This window comes from Streptococcus infantis (assembly GCF_019929575.1).
GTDB classification, from domain to species: Bacteria; Bacillota; Bacilli; order Lactobacillales; family Streptococcaceae; genus Streptococcus; species Streptococcus infantis_L.
The window spans coordinates 14,962-33,991 of record NZ_JAHZPU010000009.1; the positions used below are offsets into that span (position 1 = coordinate 14,962).

Annotated in this window: 22 protein-coding genes; 1 reads left to right on the forward strand and 21 read right to left on the reverse strand. The window is 39.9% G+C overall.

Annotated elements, in window-relative coordinates; genetic code table 11:
• Window positions 1-8 precede the first annotated feature (8 nt).
• From K1I67_RS04480 to K1I67_RS04520, 9 genes are all read right to left on the reverse strand, one after another.
• Window positions 9-545, reverse strand: a complete 537-nt coding sequence (locus tag K1I67_RS04480; RefSeq protein WP_223338978.1) for a F0F1 ATP synthase subunit delta — start codon at window positions 543-545, stop codon at window positions 9-11.
• Window positions 545-1,039, reverse strand: a complete 495-nt coding sequence (gene atpF, locus K1I67_RS04485) for a F0F1 ATP synthase subunit B (RefSeq protein ID WP_223338980.1) — start codon at window positions 1,037-1,039, stop codon at window positions 545-547. The genes K1I67_RS04480 and atpF overlap by 1 nt, the downstream gene beginning before the upstream one ends.
• Window positions 1,040-1,057: 18 nt before the next feature.
• Window positions 1,058-1,774, reverse strand: a complete 717-nt coding sequence (gene atpB, locus K1I67_RS04490; RefSeq protein ID WP_004253312.1) for a F0F1 ATP synthase subunit A — start codon at window positions 1,772-1,774, stop codon at window positions 1,058-1,060.
• A gap of 32 nt (window positions 1,775-1,806) precedes the next feature.
• Entirely contained in the window at window positions 1,807-2,007 is a 201-nt protein-coding gene (locus K1I67_RS04495) for a F0F1 ATP synthase subunit C (protein WP_061863189.1), read from the reverse strand.
• Between the two features lie 229 nt (window positions 2,008-2,236).
• The gene (locus tag K1I67_RS04500) at window positions 2,237-2,548 is read right to left on the reverse strand and encodes a CHY zinc finger protein (protein WP_223338982.1); all 312 of its coding nucleotides are present in this window, start codon (window positions 2,546-2,548) and stop codon (window positions 2,237-2,239) included.
• A gap of 14 nt (window positions 2,549-2,562) precedes the next feature.
• Window positions 2,563-3,849, reverse strand: coding sequence for a peptidase U32 family protein (locus tag K1I67_RS04505; RefSeq protein ID WP_223338985.1), 1,287 nt, complete (start codon window positions 3,847-3,849; stop codon window positions 2,563-2,565).
• 125 nt (window positions 3,850-3,974) lie between these two features.
• Window positions 3,975-6,203 (reverse strand): ComEC/Rec2 family competence protein, encoded by a 2,229-nt coding sequence (locus K1I67_RS04510; RefSeq protein WP_223338987.1) that lies wholly within the window; start codon window positions 6,201-6,203, stop codon window positions 3,975-3,977.
• Window positions 6,187-6,828 carry a helix-hairpin-helix domain-containing protein gene (locus K1I67_RS04515; RefSeq protein WP_223338989.1) on the reverse strand — a complete coding sequence of 214 codons (642 nt, stop codon included), beginning with the start codon at window positions 6,826-6,828 and terminating at the stop codon, window positions 6,187-6,189. The genes K1I67_RS04510 and K1I67_RS04515 overlap by 17 nt, the downstream gene beginning before the upstream one ends.
• 65 nt (window positions 6,829-6,893) lie before the next feature.
• On the reverse strand, window positions 6,894-7,463 hold the full coding sequence (locus K1I67_RS04520) for a GNAT family N-acetyltransferase (RefSeq protein ID WP_223338991.1): 570 nt from the start codon (window positions 7,461-7,463) through the stop codon (window positions 6,894-6,896).
• Window positions 7,464-7,631: 168 nt separating this feature from the next.
• On the opposite strand from K1I67_RS04520, the gene ald reads away from it, so the two are divergent.
• Window positions 7,632-8,744, forward strand: coding sequence for an alanine dehydrogenase (gene ald / locus K1I67_RS04525; RefSeq protein ID WP_223338992.1), 1,113 nt, complete (start codon window positions 7,632-7,634; stop codon window positions 8,742-8,744).
• 51 nt (window positions 8,745-8,795) lie between these two features.
• On the opposite strand, the gene K1I67_RS04530 is transcribed toward ald, so the two are convergent.
• The 12 genes from K1I67_RS04530 to K1I67_RS04585 form a co-directional block, all read right to left on the reverse strand.
• Window positions 8,796-9,782 (reverse strand): PhoH family protein, encoded by a 987-nt coding sequence (locus K1I67_RS04530; protein ID WP_223338994.1) that lies wholly within the window; start codon window positions 9,780-9,782, stop codon window positions 8,796-8,798.
• A 211-nt stretch (window positions 9,783-9,993) separates the two neighbouring features.
• Entirely contained in the window at window positions 9,994-10,209 is a 216-nt protein-coding gene (locus tag K1I67_RS04535; protein ID WP_001232087.1) for a YozE family protein, read from the reverse strand.
• An 8-nt stretch (window positions 10,210-10,217) separates the two neighbouring features.
• Window positions 10,218-11,072: an RNA-binding virulence regulatory protein CvfB gene (cvfB, locus tag K1I67_RS04540; protein WP_223338996.1), complete on the reverse strand. Its 855-nt coding sequence runs from the start codon at window positions 11,070-11,072 to the stop codon at window positions 10,218-10,220.
• 60 nt (window positions 11,073-11,132) lie between these two features.
• Window positions 11,133-11,690: a ribosome recycling factor gene (gene frr / locus K1I67_RS04545; protein ID WP_223338998.1), complete on the reverse strand. Its 558-nt coding sequence runs from the start codon at window positions 11,688-11,690 to the stop codon at window positions 11,133-11,135.
• 9 nt (window positions 11,691-11,699) lie between these two features.
• Window positions 11,700-12,434, reverse strand: a complete 735-nt coding sequence (pyrH, locus tag K1I67_RS04550) for a UMP kinase (protein ID WP_000433488.1) — start codon at window positions 12,432-12,434, stop codon at window positions 11,700-11,702.
• A gap of 86 nt (window positions 12,435-12,520) precedes the next feature.
• Window positions 12,521-13,855, reverse strand: coding sequence for a methylenetetrahydrofolate--tRNA-(uracil(54)-C(5))-methyltransferase (FADH(2)-oxidizing) TrmFO (gene trmFO, locus K1I67_RS04555; protein ID WP_223339001.1), 1,335 nt, complete (start codon window positions 13,853-13,855; stop codon window positions 12,521-12,523).
• A 237-nt stretch (window positions 13,856-14,092) separates the two neighbouring features.
• Window positions 14,093-14,971, reverse strand: a complete 879-nt coding sequence (gene rsmI / locus K1I67_RS04560) for a 16S rRNA (cytidine(1402)-2'-O)-methyltransferase (RefSeq protein ID WP_223339002.1) — start codon at window positions 14,969-14,971, stop codon at window positions 14,093-14,095.
• A 2-nt stretch (window positions 14,972-14,973) separates the two neighbouring features.
• On the reverse strand, window positions 14,974-15,291 hold the full coding sequence (gene yabA / locus K1I67_RS04565) for a DNA replication initiation control protein YabA (protein ID WP_001034369.1): 318 nt from the start codon (window positions 15,289-15,291) through the stop codon (window positions 14,974-14,976).
• A 24-nt stretch (window positions 15,292-15,315) separates the two neighbouring features.
• A complete protein-coding gene (locus K1I67_RS04570) occupies window positions 15,316-16,212 on the reverse strand; it encodes a DNA polymerase III subunit delta' (protein WP_223339005.1) in 897 nt (298 codons plus the stop codon).
• Entirely contained in the window at window positions 16,209-16,847 is a 639-nt protein-coding gene (gene tmk, locus K1I67_RS04575; protein WP_223339006.1) for a dTMP kinase, read from the reverse strand. Before tmk ends, K1I67_RS04570 begins: the two co-directional genes overlap by 4 nt.
• A 118-nt stretch (window positions 16,848-16,965) precedes the next feature.
• Window positions 16,966-17,763 carry a pyrroline-5-carboxylate reductase gene (proC, locus tag K1I67_RS04580; RefSeq protein WP_223339007.1) on the reverse strand — a complete coding sequence of 266 codons (798 nt, stop codon included), beginning with the start codon at window positions 17,761-17,763 and terminating at the stop codon, window positions 16,966-16,968.
• Between the two features lie 3 nt (window positions 17,764-17,766).
• Window positions 17,767-19,029: a glutamate-5-semialdehyde dehydrogenase gene (locus K1I67_RS04585; protein WP_223339008.1), complete on the reverse strand. Its 1,263-nt coding sequence runs from the start codon at window positions 19,027-19,029 to the stop codon at window positions 17,767-17,769.
• Window position 19,030 lies beyond the last annotated feature (1 nt).

A 19,030-nucleotide genomic window follows, 5' to 3' on the forward strand; every position in this document is an offset into this window, starting at 1 on the left:
ACCACTTTCTATTTCAAATTTTCCTTAACAACTTTAAGTTGTTGTTTAATACTCACATCAATTGTCTTGTGATTGGCAAAAATAACAAAACCACCGATTAAACTATCGTCAATTTTTTCCTTAATGCTACGAACTTTTAGAGACATCTTTTTCTCGATTAGAGGAATTAGTCGTTCTTTCTGTTCATCAGTCAAAGGATGTGCAGACAAAATAGTCACTTCAAAACGATTGGTTTCTTTTTCAAGACGATTCAAGCAATCTACAATCACATCATAAAACAGGTTTGATCTGTGATTGTAAAGTAGAACCTCGATAAAGTTTTGTACTAAAGGTGACACAGAGTCCTGGAAAAAACGAACCGTTTTTTCTTTATCCGACTCATCTACTGCCACCTGAGCTAAAAAAGAAGGTAAGCCTGTTTCTTCAGCTACTTGCTTGATTTGAGACAAGTCTGAAAAAATAGAGTCTTCTTCTCCTTTTTCAATCACCAATTGGACAAAAGGCATGCTGTATTTTTCAATTACCTTTAGAGTCTTTTTGTCCATTAAGCTTCTCCTAGCTGATCGATATACTGATCAATGAGTTCTTTATGGGCCTGACCGTCAAGGTTTTGAGAGATAATTTTTCCAGCTAGACTAATTGTCAAGTCTGCAACATCTCCCTTAACACTTTGTAAAGCTTCAGCTTTATTTTGAGCAATTTCTTGGTTGGCTTTTTCTTTTAAGCGCCCTGCTTCAAGTTTAGCTTCAGCCAAAATATCAGCTTTACTTTTCTCAGCTGTTTCCTTTGCATTCTCTATAATCGTTTTAGCTTCGGTACGGCTACCTGCTAACTCAGCTTCGCGTTTGCTAGCAAGTTCCTCTGCCTTTTTACGGGCTTCCTCGGCACCATCAATATCTGAAGAAATCTTTTCAGCGCGTTCATCTAAGACACTGGTAATATTTCCCCAAGCATATTTATTCACTAAAAAGATCAATAAAAGGAAGGAACCAGCGATCAGAATAAAGTCACCAATAATGGTACTAATAGTTAAATCCATCTTCTAATCCTCCTCTACTTACTCTTCCCCTTCATTTATTTTTTTACCAATGTACATAGATGACAACATAGTAAATACATAAGCTTGAATACATGAAATGAAAATCGAAAATGCTGTCCATAACATGTTTGCAATAAAGGCAAAAGGATACCAATACAAGGCATGTTGTGACAAGGCCAATAGCAATCCTGCTAAGACCTCACCGGCAAAGATATTTCCGTAAATCCGAATCGCCAAAGAGGCAAAATTGGTGAACTCTTCTAAAATGTTCATCGGAGTCATAAAGCCAGGTGTAACAAATGCTCTCAAATATTCTTTAACGCCTCTACGACGCACTCCTTCTACATGAGCAATCAAAGTGATCAATAATGAGAGGGATAAATCGTATCCAAGGTTGGCTGTTGGAGAAGTCCACAAGTTATAACCGTTTGTTGTTTGTACTTTTGCCATTAAACCAATATTATTGGCAACCAAGATAAACAAGAATAGAGAAAATAGGAACAAGGAATAGTCCTTGATGTATGAATCTCCAATGTTTGGTTTTGCAAAACTAACCACAAAGTCATAAATCATCTCAAGAGCATTTTGTTTGCCCTTGGGACGGATGGTCATTTTTCGACTTGCCCAATAGACAAAGGCAAAAACCATCAAAACAGTTACAAGAGACATGGCAAGCAGGGTCAAATCAAAGGATATTGGTCCAATATTAACGGTTGGATTCAAACTTTCTTCCATGGTTTGACACCTCCATTTCTAAATAGAGTTGTCTATTTAATGACAAATGCCATCGCTAGGGTTACAAAGAAGGTACCTTCTACAAAGGCAACACCAAGAATTAAAAGGCTACGTAATTGGTCGATAATTTCAGGTTGACGAGCGGCAGACTTGAAGAGATTACTCATAATCATTCCTTCAGCAATAGATACACCCATACAGGCAAGACAAAGTCCGAAAAATGTTAAATTCATGACGAATTCTCCTTTTTTTAATTAAATTTACTTCCCTAGTTTAGTCCTAAAATTTGCTTTTGTCAACTTTTTACTAGTATTGAAAGCGTTTCTAATCATTTATTTCTATTTTTACGATTTTCAAGGCAATTATATAGAAATTTTTAATGTCATTTCATATTTTTTCCTTATCTTTCCTATTTTTCTGAAAAGAAAAGATCCAAGTTTCAAAACCTGGATTTACCTTTTATTATTTAAAATAATATGAATGATGGCTCTGGCAAGCTGGATTAAATTGAGCTTCACAATAAGGACAGTTGCCTTTCTTTTTATACTCCTCATACGTTAGTGTCTGCTTACAGGAGCCACATAAGATGGGCTTATCCAGAGTCAGACTTAAAGGATAAGGAGAAAATGTGTGCTTTTCTAGTGCATTATGACACTGATAACAGGCGTAGTATTTCTTACAGTCATAGCACTGAAGGGCTACGATATCTTTGTCACTATGGTAATGAACACATCTGCTTTCATCGTCTACTAGTAATCCCTGAGCTTGAAGCATTGATTTTTCCTTATCTAGGCACGAACTGTGACGCTTGTTCCATCTTCTTTGTAAAGATTAATCAGACCTTCTTTCAAAGCACGGACCATATCACCAGCTTGTACTGGTTGGGGAACCTTGATAGTCAAAAGTTCCATTGGATTTGGTGCACGGTCAATCTTGTTACCTTTGGCATCGTGAAGGTCTTCGATATAAGTTTCAAAATGACGGAAGCCAGGTCCGTAGAACTCAACTTGGTCACCTTCATTGATAACATTACGTTGACGAATAGTTGCTGTTTGTGTTGCCTCATCATAAGCTACTACTTCCGCAACAAACTTGTATTCAGGAATCTTACGACGAGCACCAAACAGTTGCTCGTTTTCAGATGGAGTTCCGTAGTAGAAACCTGTAGCCAATTCACGTTGGGCTACCTTCCACATTTCATCTACCAAATCTTGTTTGATGGCCTCAAATTTTTCAGGGCTCTCAAGATAAGCGTCAACCGCCGCCTTGTAGCAGTTTGTCACTGTTGAAACGTAGTGGATGGACTTCATACGACCCTCAATCTTCAGACTGTCCACACCATTTTCAATCATATCTGGGATATGATCAATCATAGACATATCAACAGCTGACATGGAGAATTCTTCAGGAATTTCTCCCTTGAGGCTCTTACGTTCTTTACCGAATGGCATGTCGTAAAGATCGTATTTCCAACGACAAGATTGTGAACATCCACCACGGTTGGCATCACGCATACTCATGTGGTTAGAAAGGGTACAACGACCAGAGTAGGAGATACACATCGCTCCGTGGACAAAGGCCTCAATCTCCACATCTGTACGTTTACGAATTTCTGCCAGTTCTTCCATGGAAACCTCACGTGCCAATACGACACGAGTCAAGCCAAGTTCTTTCCAGAACTCAAGAGTTTCATAGTTGGTCGCACTAGCTTGGGTTGAAAGGTGGATTTCAAGTCCTGGTGCTTCTGTTGCCGCAATCATGATCAAGGCAGGATCAGAAACGATAACCGCTGCAATACCAATATCACGTAACTTACGGAACCATTCTCCGGCACCTTCTTCATTTCCTTCGTGCATAACCATATTAGCTGCTACATACACTTTAGCGCCATACTTAGCCGCAAACTGAACTCCTTCTTCCATCTGTTCGAAAGTGAAGTTACCCGCACGGCTACGTAGACCATAGGCCTGACCACCGATGAATACTGCATCTGCTCCGTATTGAACTGCTACTTTTAGTTTTTCTAAAGTTCCTGCAGGTGATAGAACCTCAGGACGTTTCAAAGTTTTTGTCATTTTTTCTCCTATTTGCAATATAAAAGTTTGACACCAATCTTAACTATTTTATAGTAAACAGGGTTCAAAATCAAGCCTTGAATGAATGTTTAGACAATTTTAATTTTCAGTTTTAATGGAAAACGTTATTGAATAGTTTCAACATTCCAAGTAGTCCATCCCTTAAAACGAATGGCACCTTGCTGGTTGGTATGGTGAACCTTACTAATCTTGTCTCTCTTTTTTAGCACACTAGCTTGGTGTTGAGTTTTAAAGTTTTTCTTCTGATCTGCTGAAATGATAGTTATGTTAGGATTTAGCATATTGAAATTCTCCAGATCTGATTGACCTTTTGAAGCCGTTTGGTCAGTTATGACAACATCTACTTGTAGATTTGGATATTGCTTAGATAACTCCTTTTCCTTGATATTATTAGCTAAAAGAAAGGTTTGATTTAAGAGTTTTCCATGGAGAAACAGGGAGTCCGAATTCTCTCCAGATTTATCTCTGCTTAGATAGCCCACCTCTAATCTACTGCCAAAGATAGATAAGTCTTCTACCTTCTTAATGGATCCTACCTTGACCTTACTAGTCTTCAACTTTTCTATAAAATCCTTTTGCTCTAAAATACCCTCTGGCAATAACACTTCATCTATTTCAAAAGCCTTAGTTAGCTCTCGTAGGTTTCCGAGTTGCTGAGCATCACTAGTAGTTAAAACCAGCTGGTCAATCTTAGACACACCTCGACTTTTCAGATAGGGAATCAAGTTGCGCTGGGCAGTGCTTGATGAAAATTTCTCCTGCCAGACCTCTTTCTTTTCACTCTCTTTCTCCCTTCCAACATCAATCAGGATAGTCTTTCCAGTCATATCCCTCAAAAAAGTACTCCTTCCTTGGTTCATAGCTAAAACTGTGATTTCATTTTCCAGTGGATGTTTGATTACAAAAAAGAGAGCTAGGACAAATAGGACAATGATCGGTATTTTTTTCAAATTTTTACGATGATCATAGACAAGAGCCAAAGATATTAACAGAGATACCAGCACCCAAAGACTCGGTTGACCAAAAACTAAGGGCCTAGTAGATAGCTGAGAAATATAGCGTATGATGTTTTCAAGCCATTCAAAAAGAAAGTTGAACTGGGTGATGGGATATATAAATGACAGACAGAAGAGAATCGATAAAAGTGGCAATAGGACCATGTCAAACAAGAATGAAAAGACAAATGTCAAGAGGATAGACCACGGTTGAAATTCAGAAAAGTAAAATGACAAAATCGGCAGGATTCCTAAGGAAATAATGAAACTCTCTCTCACTAGACCTTTTATTCCTTCTACTTCCTCACCAGTCATTGTCAGGATAAAGGCATAGGCGCAGGAAAGAACTCCTCCAGCAGTTAGGAAAAAGTTTGTCATGACTATAAACAAAAGGAGGACTGTCATAGCAAAGTTATCCAAGCCCTTAAAACCATGCTGGGACAAGATTTTTTGTAGCAGACTTCTAATCACAGATGCTGAAAATCCTGTCAATCCTGCATAAAACAAAGAAAATGGATAAGCTAACCATTTGAACTTCTCTTGAGTCAAACCCAAACGCAAGAGTGACTTTTTAAAAGCATTCATAAAGAATCCTACTTGCATTCCTGATAAAGCAAAAAGGTGAATAATTCCTAGACTGGAATAGAGTTCATTCATTTCCTCAAAGTCTGTGTCCAAGTGACCTAATAACAGACCTGTCATATAATTGCGCATGGGGTCGGGAAAATTCCTTTTTATCCAAACAACTGCTTTTCTCCTCAGGCTTGATAGATTTTCTCCTATATCCCAACTAGAAATTTGCTTTAATTCGACAATTTCCGATATAGTTAAGGTCTGATAAATACCCTTTGTTTTGAGATAGTTTCGATAATCAAATCCAGCAAAATTATTTGCTCCTTGAGGAATAGCTAGCTTTCCTTTTACTACTATCTCATGCAGTTCAGATAACTCTTTAAACCTTTCCTTTTCAGCCTCTGACTGAAATTTATAATAGACCTGAAAGAGTCTGCCATCAGCCTTCCCACGAAAGGATAAACGATCTCCATTGACCTTGATAGTATCAGGCAAGATTCGTACCGTATTAACGGAGTCAACAAGATGCTGACTCGCTTCTTCTTGTTGCCATTTTTGAAATATAAACCAGCTTCCAAAAAGACCACAAACAAAGAGAACCTTGGTCACAGTTTTCCATGGAAATTGAAAAAAGAGGCAGAGAAGTAAAAAGACAAAGCCCAAAAGTGCTAAAAAGCTTGCTGAAAAGATAGCATAGTAGAGCCATAATAAAAGAAAACTGAGATAGATTTTTGGGATAGGAAATCGACTAATCCACTGTGACATACTCTTTTAACTTTTCTATCGTTTTTGCACCAATACCAGAAACCTTTTTGAGCTCATCTACTGACTTAAATTTACCATTGGATTCACGATGGTCAATAATGTCTTGAGCACGTTTAGCACCTAAGCCTTTAACTTGTTTCAGTTCCTCTAAACTAGCTTTATTAAGATTGACTTTCTTATTGTCTTTGGTGTTGGAAGCATTTGAATGTGCCTCTTGGCTTGTAGCTTCTTCCTTAGTTGGAACATAGACAAGTGCTTCGTCACTAATTCTCTGAGCAAGATTGATAGACTTACTATCAGCATTATCTGTCAGTCCGCCCGCTTTTTGGACAGCATCATTGATACGACTTCCAACTGGCAAATCATAGATTCCAGGTGATTTGACAGCACCTTTGACATCGACAGTAATTAGATCTTGCTCCACTGCTTCTTCCTTCTGATTTCCATCTTCCTTTTCATCCGTCGAATCCTTTGGAATAGCTACAACTTCAGTCTGCACCTTTGTTTCCTTAGCAGGTGTTTGCCTAGCTGGGTTAAGCAGGAAAAATCCACCTAAGACCAAACCCAAACCAGCACAGATAACAATGATTTTATATTCTTTGATTTTCTCAATAAGTTCTTCCATATTTTCTCCTCTCTTACTTTATTCGTAAGAGAAAGAAAAAACAGCTGAAAAATCTTTTCAACTGCTTACTTATTTGCAAAATAATCTTCCTTGGTCAAGATATAATGCACTCTTGTCACGATACGACCTTTTTCATGCTGGTCCATACGAGCATAAGGTTCTTCGTGAGAGAAGCGCATGCCTGATTTCTCCATAACCTTTCCTGAAGCAGGATTATCCTTATCGTGAAGGGCTGTCAACTTATTCATTCCAATTTCTTCAAAGGCCAGTTTAATGACGGCACGATTGGCTTCAGTTGTCAAACCTTGATTCCAATATTTTTGATGGATAATGTAACCAATGGCTGCCTTCTTTAGAACAGTATCGATCTTGTGCAAGTCAATAGTTCCGATAAACTCTCCACTATTTTTTAGTTCAATACCCCATCGGCCCAATGGATTGGCTAGATAAAACTGGGCAATATTATTCTTGGTTTCCTCCAGACTTTGATTGGTTGGAAAAGTATAGCGCGTATTTTCTTTATTTGAAGCATATTCAAACATGGCTTCTGCATCATCAAGTGTTACAGGTCTAAGCACTAAGCGTTCTGTTTCGATAATTTGATGCTTAGCTAGTTTGATAAATAGTGATTCCATGATTGCACCTCCTAAAATAGGTTGCTAAAAGAATAACATAAAAGAAATAGGTTTACAAGTTTTTCTTGCAATTTAAAACGGTTTCATATACAATAAAATCATCACAAAAACTCTGACGAATGATGTGATACATAAATTGAAACAGCTTAATAGAAAGTGAGTTATCCTATGTTAATTGGAATTCCAAAGGAAATTAAAAATAATGAAAATCGTGTTGCTTTGACACCTGCTGGTGTACAGAGTCTTGTTGGTCGTGGTCACCGAGTCCTCATCGAAACAAATGCTGGACTTGGTTCAGGATTTACTGATGCTGACTATGAAAAGCAAGGAGCAGAAATTGTCGCAACTGCTGCTGAAGCCTGGGCTGCAGAATTAGTTGTTAAAGTAAAAGAACCCCTTGCTAGTGAGTACCAGTTCTTGCGTGAGGATTTACTTCTCTTCACCTACTTGCACATGGCTGCTGCCCCAGAATTAGCTGATGCTATGCTTGCAGCTAAAACAACTGGTGTTGCTTATGAAACGGTTCGTGATACTCAAGGACAACTCCCTCTATTGGTTCCAATGAGTGAGGTTGCTGGTCGTATGGCAGTCCAAATCGGTGCACACTTCTTGACTAAACAAGCTGGTGGTTCAGGAGTTCTACTCGGTGGTGTTCCTGGTGTTCCAAAAGGAAAAGTAACCATTATCGGTGGTGGTGTCGTTGGAACACATGCAGCTCGTATCGCTCTTGGTTTAGGAGCTCAAGTAACTATTCTTGATATCAGCGCTAAACGTCTCTCTGTACTTGAAGATGTCTTTGGCCACCAAATCCAAACCCTCATGTCTAATCCATTTAATATCGAAGCAAGCGTACGTGAAGCAGACGTTGTTATCGGTGCTGTCTTGATTCCTGGTGCCAAAGCTCCGAAATTGGTGACAGATGAAATGGTCAAACAAATGCGTCCTGGCTCTGTCATTGTTGACGTTGCTGTAGACCAAGGTGGTGTTATTGCAACGGCTGACCGTGTGACAACCCATGATGAACCTGTCTATGAAAAACATGGTGTTCTTCACTACGCGGTTGCTAATATTCCTGGAGCTGTTGCTCGCACATCTACCATCGCCCTTACAAATGTGACTCTTCCTTATATCGAAGCCTTGGCAGATAAAGGATTTAAGAAAGCTATCCTTGAAGATGCTGGTTTATGCGAAGGTGTGACAACCTATCAAGGCTACCTCACCAGCCAACCAGTTGCAGAAGGATTGGAACGTGACTTCACACCTATCAGTGAACTTGTTTAATATGAGTTTTTACAAAAAAATTAAGAGCAGCTCTTCAACTGCTCTTTTTTACTATTCTGTTTCTTCTTGATTTTCTTCATCTTTGACAGGTCGAGGTTCATAGGCTCTAATAATCTGAGCGACTACTGGATGACGAACCACATCCTTGGCTGAGAAATGTACAAAGTCGATTTGATGAATGTTCTTAAGTTTTTCTTGGGCATCGATCAATCCTGACTTAACATTGCGAGGTAGGTCAATCTGGCTAATATCCCCATTGACAATCATTTTTGAATTGAATCCTAAACGTGTCAAGAACATCTTCATCTGCATGATGGTCGTATTTTGTGCTTCATCCAAAATGACAAAGGCATCATCCAAGGTACGTCCACGCATATAGGCCAAAGGTGCAATCTCAATAATTTCACGTTCCATGAGACGAGTTGTTTGGTCTTTTCCTAAAATCTGATATAAGGCATCGTAGACTGGTCGAAGATAAGGATCCACCTTTTCCTTGAGATCTCCTGGAAGAAATCCAAGGCTCTCTCCCGCTTCAACTGCTGGACGTGTCAGTATGATTCGCTTGACTTGTCCACGCTTGAGGGCTGTTACGGCCAAAGTCACTGCTAAGAAGGTCTTACCTGTTCCTGCCGGCCCAATACCAAAGGTCACATCGTGTTGCTTGACACTATCCACATAAAGCTTTTGACCCAGGGTTTTAACACGGATGGGCTTACCTGTATTATCCTTGATAATTTCTTCTTCATAGAGGGCGACAAACTTATCGATTTCATTATTCTTAACCATGGTAATAGCTGTCACTACATCCGGAGTGCCAACGGTCATTCCACGATTGACCAAGACCATCAAGGCTTGAATAACTTGTCGGGCTTCCTCACAAGATGCCTCCTCTCCCAAGACTTGTACAATCTCTGTACGAGCATGGATGATGACACATAACTCATCCTCCATCAAACGAAGGTGGCGCTCATTAGAACCAAAAAGATGAAATAAATCATCTGGATGACTTAACTGAATGTCTATTGAATGTTCCTTCAAACAAAGAACCTCTCTAATTCTTTTATTTCGTTTTATAATTTTTGTTCTCTTTTAAGTATGAAATAACTTTCAAAAATCCTATCATTCTGGCAATTCGTAACGGTATACAATACTTGTCAAAATAAGGAAAATCCTCGTAAAAGATAAACTGAATGACTATATTATAGCAAAGAGGCTGAGAAATTACTATCCCCAACCCCATCTAGTAGCCTTAATGTTCTAGATATTCTTGCCAAATTCGATCAAAGTCTCCCATATTAAAGGAAAAACTGGCATGTTCCTCTAAAAATCGACTGACTTGATCAAAATCATCGGTATGTTTTGGAAAAGCTGATTCCTCGAAAGCTAAATCCGCTAAAATTGCTTTGGGACTATTACTTTTAGGATTACGCTCTGTCATCAGCCAAGTATAGAATGATTTTCGCATAAGTCTCCCTAAATTAACTCCGTACCAAACTGGTCTTGTTTAATTTTTCCAGCCTTCATTAAACCACCGAGTGCTTTTTTAAATTGACCTTTTGAGATACCAAAAGTTGCTTTTATGTCATCTGGTGAAGATTTGTCATTTAAGGTCATAAATCCACCATTACTTTCCAAGTAGGTCAAAATCATTTGTGCATCATTTTCTAACATCTCAAAAGAGCGAGGTTTAAGTGAAAGATTAAGTGTACGATCCACCTCACGGAAACCAATGACACGTACATCTAGGACTTGACCCAAACGTGGCTCTGCATAACGTTCGCTAGGATGAATAAAGCCCAGCATGTTATTCTCAGGCAGATAGACAAAGGTACCCGATAATTTGAGACGATAAACGATTGCAGGCCAGTTTTGGTTCTGCATGTTATTGTAGGCAGGACGAGCCAATCGTTGGAAATCTTCCTGATAAGCCAGTAGGCCCCAAATACGGTCTTTCTTGTCTACTTCTAGACGAATGTATAGACGATCGCCTTTTTTTGGCCAAAGTTCTTTAAGCTCAGGAAGAATATCAAGTGACACAACAATTTCCTTGTCAGGAAGACCTGTATCAACAAAGACACCTAAATCCTTGCGGACTTCTGTTACGGTCCCCCAACCAAATTGGTCCTGGGTTGCAGTTACTTCTAGGGTCGTCAAGCGAAGTTTTTGCTTCATATCCGTGTAAGCAAAACCTTTGACAGTATCACCTACCGTATGCTGACCTTCTTCTTTAGCTAGGGCATATGTTTGACCATCTTTTTGGACAAAGTAAAAACGGTCATTTTCATCGATGATGAGTCCAACGATAAAACTTGCAAGATTTGTATTCATGTTTCCTTCTTTCGAATAAAACTCAGCCAGCAATGCCAACTGAGTTTTTCTGTTTATTTCTTAGACTTCCAAGATTTCTTTTTCTTTATTGGCAGTCATGTCGTCGATGTGTTTAACAGCATCGTCTGTAGCTTTTTGAATATCTTTTTCAAGAGTCTTCAATTCATCTTCAGTGATTTCTTTAGCTTTTTCTTGTTTCTTAGCTTCATCCATAGCGTCACGACGGATATTACGGATAGCAACTTTAGCATTTTCACCGACCTTCTTCACTTCTTTAGCAAGGTCACGACGAGTTTCTTCTGTAAGAGCTGGGATAACTAAGCGAATAACAGAACCATCGTTAGCCGGTGTTATACCAAGGTCTGAAGCGTTCAAGGCACGTTCGATATCTTTCAAAGATGATTTGTCAAATGGTGTTACCAACAAGACACGCGCTTCTGGGATTGTGATAGAAGCAATTTGGTTAAGTGGTGTTTCAACACCATAGTATTCAACATGGATGCGGTCAAGTAAGCTAGCGTTAGCACGGCCGGCACGAATACTTCCAAACTCACGAGCAAGTGAGTGGTGAGATTGGGTCATTCTCTCTTTTGCTTTTTCTACGATTGTGTTTGCCATAATGATTTCTTATTCCTTTTCTTCGATATTATTTGAAACTGTAGTTCCGATATTTTCACCAAATACAACACGTTTAATATTTCCTGGTTGGTTCATGTTGAAAACTACCAAGTCAATATCATTATCCATTGAAAGTGTTGAAGCAGTTGAGTCCATGATACGGAGACCTTTATTGATCACGTCACGGTGAGTCAACTCTTCAAATTTAACGGCTGTCTTATCTTTTTTAGGATCAGCATTGTAGACACCGTCGACACCATTCTTAGCCATTAAGATAGCATCCGCTTCAATCTCAGCTGCACGAAGGGCCGCTGTTGTATCTGTTGAGAAGTATGGTGATCCAATTCCAGCACCAAATATAACAATACGTCCTTTTTCAAGATGGCGAAGGGCACGTCCACGAACGTAAGGTTCTGCTACTTGTTGCATGGCAATGGCTGTTTGAACACGTGTATCCACACCAACTTGTTGCAATGAATCTGCCATCACAAGAGCATTCATAACTGTTCCAAGCATTCCTGTGTAGTCTGCCTGAACACGATCCATTCCAGCTTCTGCTGCAGGTTCTCCACGCCAGAGATTTCCTCCACCAATTACGAGGGCAATCTCAATACCTAAGTTATGTACTTCTTGAATTTCTTGAGCCATTGCTTGAACTGTTTTGATATCAATTCCGACACCACGTTCGCCTGCAAGGGCCTCACCTGATAACTTAATCAAAATACGTTTATATTTGGGTTCCACCTGACTTCGCTCCTTTATTTTATTCAAACTATTTTATCACATTTTTTGAGAATTTTATAGTCTCATGAGTTATTCTTTTGAAAATTTTAAACGGATAAAAAGTTTTCCAAATCAGCCAAGGCACGCCCTGCAATTTTTTCATAACGAGTCTTCTTATCACGAATTCGTTCGCCTTCCAACTCCTTGATAATGCCGAAGTTAACATTCATGGGTTGGAAGTGTTTGCTATCGGCATGGGTGATGTAATGAGCCAGACTTCCAATTGCTGTTGTTTCAGGAAAAACAGCTGGGCTTTCTCCTTTGAAAAGACGAGCCGCGTTAATTCCTGCAACTAAACCTGAAGCTGCTGACTCAACATAGCCTTCTACACCCGTCATCTGACCTGCAAAGAAGAGATTTGGTTGTTTTTTAGAACGGTATGTTTGCTCAAGAAGATTTGGTGAATCCATGTAAGAATTACGGTGCATAACTCCGTAACGAACAAACTCCGCATTTTCAAGACCTGGAATCATTCGGAAGACACGTTTCTGTTCTCCCCATTTAAGGTGAGTTTGGAATCCAACGATATTATAGAGACTACCTGCCGCATTATCCTGACGAAGTTGAACGACTGCATAAGGTGTTTTAAAGTCTCCATCACGAGGACCTGTGTAATCGTCTGGATACTCCAAACCAACTGGTTTCATTGGTCCATAAAGCATGGTTTTGATGCCTCGTTTAGCCATGACTTCAATTGGCATACAGCCTTCGAAGTATTTTTCTTTTTCGAAAGAATTCAACGGAGCTTCTTCTGCATTGACCAAGGCTTCATGGAAATCCATAAACTCTTGTTTGGTCATTGGAGCATTCAGATAAGCTGCTTCTCCCTTATCATATCGAGATTTGAGATAAACCTTGTTCATATCGATTGTATTGACATCCATAATAGGCGCTGCAGCATCGTAGAAATAAAAACCGTCTCCTCCATTTAGAGAGTGAATTTTCTCAGCAAGGGCATCACTAGTCAAAGGACCAGTTGCAATAACTGTAATGGCATCTGTTGGCAATTCTGTAATTTCGTCACGAACGACCTCAATCAAAGGATGATTGGCAATCTTTTTAGTAACCATTTGCGAGAAACCATCACGGTCAACCGCCAGAGCACCACCAGCAGGAACACGTGTTGCTTCTGCCGATTCCAAGATAAGAGAACCTAGGCGACGCATTTCTTCCTTAAGGAGACCAACGGCATTTGTAAGTGCATCCCCACGCAATGAGTTAGAACAAACCAATTCTGCAAAATTGTCAGTTTTGTGTTGCGGTGTTGACTTGACACCACGCATTTCATAAAGTTTAACTGGAATACCACGCTCTGCGATTTGGTAGGCTGCTTCAGAACCCGCCAAGCCCGCACCGATAACATTGATATAAGATTGAGACACGACACTAATACCTCTTTGGGAGTGTGAATTTCCTGAATCGGGTTAAAAAAGTTCAACGAACTTGCTTCGCTTTCGAATTTTTTGGCTCAGGCTGAAAAAGTCCACAGGACTTACTTCGCTTTCGAGTTTTCAGGCTCAGGCTGAAAAAGTCCACAGGACTTTTTCACTCCCACAAATCTTTCTATTTTTTTCTTCTTCTAGTATAACAAAAAAAGGGAAGAAGGCAAACTTCCCTGTTTAGTCATTGGATTGATTGTCTTCCCATTCGTGATAAGCTGCGTATAGCTGGCTTTTGTTCCATTGGTAAATCTTTGCAACTTCCTTAATGGCTTGATTTTTCTTCATGCCTTGCTGAATGCGGTCCTGTATCTCAGAAAATAAATCCTCTTCATCCTTATCCTCTACTTCTTGACTAGCACCTTCTACAATGAGAAGGCATTCGCCTTTAAGAGGTGTTTGAGAAATACTTTCTAATAATTCAGTAATAGTTCCACGCTGATATTCTTCAAAGATTTTGGTCAATTCTCTGACCAAGACCACCGAGCGATCACCATAGACTTCTAGCATATTCTCCAGTGTATCCGCTACACGGTGAGGAGATTCATAGAAAATCTGAGTTTCTGGATAAGCTTCTTTGACTTCGAAAAATTGCTTTTGTTGGCCTGACTTTCGTGGTAGAAAACCATAAAAGATGTGGGGTTGTGGTGCCAAGCCGCTGGCAATCAAGGCAGAAATTCCTGCACTAGCTCCTGGAACCGTGACAACTGCGATATCTTCTTCAATCGCAGCCTTAACCAAATCATGACCCGGGTCAGAAATACTAGGCATCCCTGCATCAGATACTTGGGCAAGATTTTGACCTTGCTTCAACAAACCAATCAAATCAGGAATTTTTTCCTTGGCATTATGTTCGTGAAAACTGATTTGCTTGGTTGAAATTTCAAAATGCTTGAGCAAAAATCCCGTATTACGAGTATCTTCTGCCGCGATCCAGTCGACCTCTTTCAAGGTCTGAATGGCGCGAAAAGTCATATCATCTAGATTACCAATTGGCGTTGCGACTAGATAAAGCTTGCCGTAGGGAGTTTGTCCCTTAAAACTCTTTTGAATCTGCATACTTACTCCCTAAACAACAGTTCATCACAGAACATACATTCTGCATCTTGCTCCCGACGTTGGCCATAAAAGTCACGGCAAACATGAAAACCATCCTCATAAATGCGACGGACATTTTCCCTTACATGTTTAGTCTTAGCTGGAGCTGTCTCCTCAACCTCTCCCAAACGTTCTCTCAGTTTATCATTTTCTAAACGAAGAGCTGTATTTTCCTCTACCAAACTCTTGAGATTTTTCTTGATAGCTTCGACGTCTGCCAAGGTTACCAACAATTGCTGTGAAAAGTCATCTAAAGCATCAAATAATTCTTTTTTATTCATTACAGCCCTTTCTATAATCTATCTTTACTTTAAATTTTTTTGTAAAACCAGGTATTCCAAAGCGTTTTGAAAGCTAACATTGGCCCGCCACATTTTTCGAGTTTGGACGAGATTTTGCAAAATATTTCGAGCTGAAACATCGAGAATCTCTTGACCAGCTAGTACCTCTAAAATCCTGAGCACTTGATCTTGCTTTTCTTTATCATCAGCCAAACTCGTTAATTTTGCAACTTGCAAATAGGATTCTTTTTTATGGGATAAAAGCCAAGAAAAGAGGCGTTCACTTTCATCTACTAGTGTCCAAAATCCTGCTTGATGGACAAGCTTATCAGCCTCCGCCTGCGATTGACTAAACTGAGCCAATAGCTTAGCTTTATTTTTTACTAAACCAGCCTCTTCGAGCTGTGACATTAAAGTAGAGACTTGTTTCTTAAATTGGAAAATCTGTGTCCGACTTCGAATCGTTGGTAACATCTGTTCCTCATCATCGGTCAAAAAGAAAATATAAATCTCACTTTGTGGCTCTTCAATAACCTTCAAGAGTGAATTTGCAGCATTCACATGCATTTTTTCTGCTTGTTCGATAATAAAGACCTGACGTTGATTTTCAATACCAGACTGGGAAAATTGACCAACTAATTCTCGAATACGCTCTGTCTTAATGACTTGATTCAGAGGTTTAATTATGGTCACATCAGGAAACTCTTCCTGCTCAATCAATTTACAATTCCGACATTTTTCACAAGGAAAAATACCAGTTTTCTCACTACAAAAGAGACTTTTAGACAAGAAAAGGGCCATCTCTAAACTTCCAAAATTACCTGAAAAGAGATAGGCGTGATTGAGTTGCCCTTGCTCCAAGATATGGACAAAACGTTCAAATTGTAGAGGTTGACAAGCTCTTAATTGCTCTTGTTTCATCTCCTTAATCCCATCCTGTCAAAAAGTTGCTGCTGCGTATTTTCAATCACTTGATCAAGAGGTAGACTTGCATCAATTTTTACAATGCGGTCTGTTTCCTTTTCCAAAAGAGATAGATAACCTTGACGAACTTTTCGGTGTAGATCCAGACCTTCCATGTCCAAACGATTGACTTCCCGATTACTGTTGGCAGCAATACGTGCCAGTCCCTCTTCGACCTCAATATCAAAATAAAGAGTCAAATCAGGTTTCAGTCCATCTGTTGCAAACTGATTAAGCCAATCAATGGCATCGATATCTAAACCACGCCCAAAGCCCTGATAAGCAACAGAACTATCGATAAAGCGATCCATGATAACCAGTTTTCCAGCTGCAAGTGCTGGTAAGACCTTTTCCACCAAGTGTTGTCGACGACTAGCAATATAGAGGAGAAGCTCAGTCTTAGGATCCATTTCAGTGTGACTAGGATCTAGGATAACTTCGCGAATTTTTTCTCCAATTAAGACCCCACCTGGTTCACGGGTTGTTAAAACTTCCACTCCCCTATCCTCTAATATAGGGATTAGGGCTTCAAGAACGCTTGTTTTTCCTGCTCCCTCTGGTCCCTCAAGAGAGACTAAAAATCCTTTTGACATGTCTGACTCATTTCTATTTTTCTCTCTTCTATTCTATCAAAAAAATAGGGATTTGTGAAAAGCTTTTTTCATTTCCTTCTTTGTAAGAAAAAAAGAGGTTGAGTTTTAACGCTCACTCTTATTTGCCTAATTCTTGAGTTTTTTTGTAGGCTTGATTGACAGCATCCATAACGGTTCCTCTAAAAGCATGCTCTTCTAGACTTGCTACACCAGCAATGGTCGAACCTCCTGGGCTGCAAACTTGGTCTTTCAAGACTCCAGGATGTTGCTGACTTTCTAGGACCATTTGACCTGCACCAACTACTGTTTGAGCCGCCATTTTCAATGCCGTTTCTCTTGGCAATCCTGTTTGAACTCCTGCATCTGCCAAGGCTTCGATAAATAGATAGACAAAGGCTGGTCCACATCCTGCAAGTCCTGTTGCTGCATCTATTAAACCATCACTTATTTCAACCAACTGCCCTGCATTGGCTAACAGTTGACAGAAAAGTTCACTGTCTTCTGGATGACAATTTGCAGACAAAGCATAGCTAATCACTCCTTGCCCAATAGCAACAGGTGTATTAGGCATGATGCGAATAATCCTATGGTGACTTGGAAGAAAACTAGCAAGTTTTTCCAAGGTCAAACCAGCTGCCATGGAAATCAAAAGAAGACTTTCTCGTTTCTCAAGGATTGACTGATATTGAGTAAGGAGTTCAGAGAATTGAGCTGGCTTCACTCCTAGAAAAATCACATCTGCTTCTGCAAAGATTTCGTCATTACTAGAAGCCAGACCACCATAATTGGCAATAAAAGCATCCACCTTAGCTTGACTACGATTAGCGAGGAGAATCTGATGACTCATTTTTGCCTGCAAGACAGCCTTAGCCAAGCTGGAACCTATATTTCCCAAACCGATAAATCCAATCCTCATCTCTTACTCCCTTATCTGTCCATCACCAGTAACTACATATTTGTAGCTAGTCAATTCCTTCAAGCCCATTGGACCACGCGCATGCAATTTCTGAGTAGAAATCCCCATTTCACAACCAAGACCAAATTGTCCACCATCTGTGAAACGAGTCGAAGCATTGACATAAACCGCTGCCGAGTCCACTTGATCTGTAAAGTAAGCTATAGCATCAGCATTTTCAGTCACAATCGCATCCGAATGATGGGTGCTGTGGGCTTCGATATGCTCTACAGCTTCCTCAAGACTAGAAACTACTTTAACAGCTAAGACATAGTCTAAAAACTCAGTGTCAAAGTCTTGAGCCACTGCTGCTTGTCCAGAAATATATTGACTTGCTTTAGCATCCAAACGAAATTGAATCGGTTCAAGACCAGCTTCTTTTCGCTCAGCAACTAGAACTTGTTCTAAACGAGGAAGGAAGCTTGCCGCCTTGTCTTGATGAACAAGCAGCACTTCCATGGCATTGCAGACTGAAGGACGACTAGTTTTAGCGTTATTGATAATAGACAGTGCCTTGTCTTCATCCGCGTCCTTGTCAACGTAGACATGAACAATCCCAGTCCCTGTCTCGATAACAGGTACAATAGCATTTTCAACCACGGCATTGATCAAACCAGCACCACCACGAGGAATGAGAAGATCTAGATAACCCTTAGCCTTCATCATGGCATAACTACTTTCACGGCTAGTATCTTCTACTAATTGAATGACGTCTGGATGAATGGTAGTAGTCTCCAAGCCCTTCTTCAAGGCTGTGACAATGGCATGAGCTGTTTGATAGGCATCCTTACCACTACGAAGAACAACCGCATTTCCACTCTTGAGAGCAAGGGCAGCTGCATCAGAAGTCACATTAGGACGACTTTCATAGATAATGCCAATAACACCCATAGCCACACGCTTCTTAGTAATGACCAAACCATTTTCAAGCTGACTTCTTTCTAGGACTTCACCGATTGGATCTGGTAAAGCAATCACTTCACGAATCCCAGTTGCCATTGCTTCTATACGCCCTGCATCCAAATAAAGACGATCCAACATAACATCTGAGATTTTCCCCTTAGCCGCTTCCATATCACGAACATTAGCTGATAAAATCTCTTCAGTAGCTGTCAATAAGTGATCGGCCATAGCTAGCAAGGCTTGGTTTTTTACTGTTTCACTAGCAGTATTGATGGTTTTTTTAACTGCCTGTACCAGTTCAAATTGTTCTTGTGTACTTACCATA